This window comes from Variovorax sp. 01T432 (assembly GCF_056398605.1).
The window spans coordinates 1-2,276 of record NZ_JBFTPS010000121.1 but is presented as its reverse complement, the minus strand read 5'-3'; the positions used below and the strand labels follow the sequence as shown (position 1 = coordinate 2,276).

General features: G+C 60.6%; 3 protein-coding genes. All 3 read left to right on the top strand.

What is annotated here, in order from left to right:
* The first annotated feature begins 253 nt into the window (after positions 1-253).
* The 3 genes from AC1DNF_RS35485 (at position 254) to AC1DNF_RS35475 (ending at position 1,911) form a co-directional block, all read left to right on the top strand.
* Positions 254-1,351 carry a Rossmann-fold NAD(P)-binding domain-containing protein gene (locus AC1DNF_RS35485; protein ID WP_478153596.1) on the top strand — a complete coding sequence of 366 codons (1,098 nt, stop codon included), beginning with the start codon at positions 254-256 and terminating at the stop codon, positions 1,349-1,351.
* 21 nt (positions 1,352-1,372) lie between these two features.
* Positions 1,373-1,561 carry a hypothetical protein gene (locus AC1DNF_RS35480; RefSeq protein WP_478153595.1) on the top strand — a complete coding sequence of 63 codons (189 nt, stop codon included), beginning with the start codon at positions 1,373-1,375 and terminating at the stop codon, positions 1,559-1,561.
* A 197-nt stretch (positions 1,562-1,758) separates the two neighbouring features.
* Positions 1,759-1,911, top strand: coding sequence for a hypothetical protein (locus AC1DNF_RS35475; RefSeq protein ID WP_478153593.1), 153 nt, complete (start codon positions 1,759-1,761; stop codon positions 1,909-1,911).
* The last annotated feature ends 365 nt before the right edge of the window (positions 1,912-2,276 follow it).

The following is a 2,276-nucleotide window of genomic DNA, read 5'->3' as shown; positions in this document are numbered from 1 at the left end:
ACTGGTCACTGCCATTGACGAGTACGTCGCTCATCACAACAAAGAACCCAAGCCATTCATCTGGACCAAGAGCGCGCGCGACATCCTGCAAAAGGTCATTCGCGCCAATAGCCGCTTAAGTTCCAAACAGAATGCAACACTACACTAGCCCCGGCGCCGCTGCGCAGGTGCCGCTCAAGGCGGCCTCGCGTTAAACGGCATCGAGTGCCGAAGTTGAAGGCTCTATCAACCCACTTGAGACGGAGGCCTCACCATGGATGCTACGACTTACGGTGTCGACATTGCAAAGAGCGTCATGCGACTGCGTTGGCTCGAGGCTGAAACGGTAGAGATCAAGCGCAAGATGCTGCCACGCGCGAAGCTCGGCGAATTCTTCGCTCGGCGCCAAGTGGACAAGTTCGTGGAAGAAACGTGGTCCTGCCGCAGCGGATCGTTGCCCGGTGGGCGCTGCGACCGCCAACGTACAAGAGCATCACGCGCGACAAGCGATGCGACAGATGACTGCTGGTCGGCATCGCCGCGCTCGCAGAGCGTTCGGAGGCAAGAAATCCTGGATAGACGCGACTCCTTATTGTTCCAAATCAAGGCCAGCCCCAGCGCTGCGCTTACCGTCACTCGTATGAATTCCGATTCTTTCCCTCGCCCATGGTATTCGTCGCCAGATCAGCCGTTGGCCGCCGGAACGATCTTCACGATCATAGAAGCAGCTCGTCGCCTAAGGGCAGTTGCGCACGTAAGGGCACTAGGTAAGGTGCTGAGCGGCAAGAATCTGGCATTGCTGATGACGGTCACTGGTCAGGAAACTTCGGACCTCAAACGCGCCGCGCAAGAGCTGGATGCTCGGGTTTCCGAACTCCGCTTCGTCGAGACGGAAGCATCGATGCGGCGCGACTTGGCATCAATGGCCCGGCTTCTCGGACGCATGTACGACGCCATCGATTGCGGAGCGCTGACACCGTCCAGAGCGCGCTTGATCGAACTCGAATCGGGCGTACCCGTTTACGCTGGCTTGGGTGAAGACGATCATCCTGCGAGGGTGATGGCCGACTTGATGACGCTTTGCGACTACCAGCATCCGTCAGCGCCCGAATCAACCGTCCTCTTTTTCGGCGACGCGGAGACGAGGCGCGGCTGCGCTTTCGAAGCAGCAGCCAGGGAAATGGGCTTCATCTTTCGCGCGGAAGATCACGCTCGCGCAGCGCCGAATGAATCAGCTTTCCTCGTCGATGCCACGCACCCGCCCCACTGGTCCCTGCGTGGGCCAACCACACCGATCGATGAGGCACGCCGCTCGGCGAATCACCGTTTTGTGATGCAAGCGGTGCTGATCGAGACGATCGCTGGCGCCTGAATCTGTCCGAAAATAACACCCATGAACAGCGACAACATGCCCGCCGAAGGGGCTCGCAGAGCAATCGTGGCGATGCGTCGCTTGATCACCAAGCTTGAATGTCTCCGCCTGGACGTGGTGGAGATGCGGCTTCAGCAATCAGCCGCCGCGGGCGATTCCCCAGAGGCGGAAATCGCCGAAGCGGTGCTCGCGCGAGCTGCTCGCCGGTAGAACGCCTGGCCACTGCGCCATTGCCGTGGGCACGAAAGCCGGAAGGCGCCGGTCCGGCGGACGCTTTCGACTGCTTCGGTCCTGATACCCGTGCGATTGTGCGTGACGTCGAACCGCGCCATGCGCACCGGCATCGCGTGTCTCCTACAGCATTTGTGCGCTCTTTGGACTACACATAGGTAAAGGAGCAAGCCGACATGACCAACCCCAAACCACCGCTGGATGATCCCGCACAGCTTCCCGTAGAACCAGAATTTCCCACCGACGACGCGCCAGCCAATCCGCACTCTGACGAAGGCGAGCCAGGCGCTGACGAGAACGCGGCCGGCTTTGTGAAGCCGAGGCTCTGACCCCGCTGCTAGCCAAGCAATGGCGCAGTGACGACGGGCGGCAAGAATTCTTCCGCGCTGCCCCCTGCAGCGGGCGAGAGGCGCGAGATCACACGGCCAGAGCGSACCCTCCGCCGTCGCTGAAGCGGCATTCCTTCACACTGCGGACCCSACTGCCGGAGGCACCACATGGCGGACACGAGCTTTGAACACCATGGTCACCAGGTCACGATCAACGTAAGCGTCCGGCGATCCCATCTTGAATTCGCGGTAGGAGCAAAGGATGCTCGTATCCACTAACTCTTGGTGGACACGTGCACACTATCTCTCCTCAGGCTTCCGGCGATCGGCGGCGACGCCGGCTGCATAGCGACGAGTTCAAGGCC